At 42.7% G+C, this 417-nt stretch carries 2 tRNA genes; both read left to right on the forward strand.

From position 1 onward, the window contains the following. The first annotated feature begins 106 nt into the window (after nucleotides 1–106). A tRNA-Ile gene (locus ACM0OX_RS35760) sits at nucleotides 107–180 on the forward strand. Between the two features lie 80 nt (nucleotides 181–260). Further along, a tRNA-Ala gene (locus ACM0OX_RS35765) sits at nucleotides 261–333 on the forward strand. Nucleotides 334–417 lie beyond the last annotated feature (84 nt).

The following is a 417-nucleotide window of genomic DNA, read 5'->3' on the forward strand; positions in this document are numbered from 1 at the left end:
ATCGAAAAACATACAGTTAAATAGATACTGAGTTGGTCGTTCCTTAGGTCGGTCGCAGACATTTGCATATTGTTGAAAGCTTTCAAACTATGATTTGGTTCGAAATGGGCTATTAGCTCAGGTGGTTAGAGCGCACCCCTGATAAGGGTGAGGTCCCTGGTTCGAGTCCAGGATGGCCCACCTGAAAGTAATTAGTAATTGCTAATTCGTAATTCGTAATTAACTACGAATTAAGAATTACGAATTACAAATTATAATCTGGGGGTTTAGCTCAGTTGGTAGAGCGCCTGCTTTGCAAGCAGGATGTCAGCGGTTCGAGTCCGCTAACCTCCACCTGATGGCGATTGCCAAAACAAAAAAACGATAGAGAGTTCAGCAACATGACTTGATTGGAGTCAGACTGCTGAGTAAATTCTC

It is taken from the genome of Nostoc sp. PCC 9305, from assembly GCF_963920915.1.
Lineage (GTDB): Bacteria > Cyanobacteriota > Cyanobacteriia > Cyanobacteriales > Nostocaceae > Nostoc.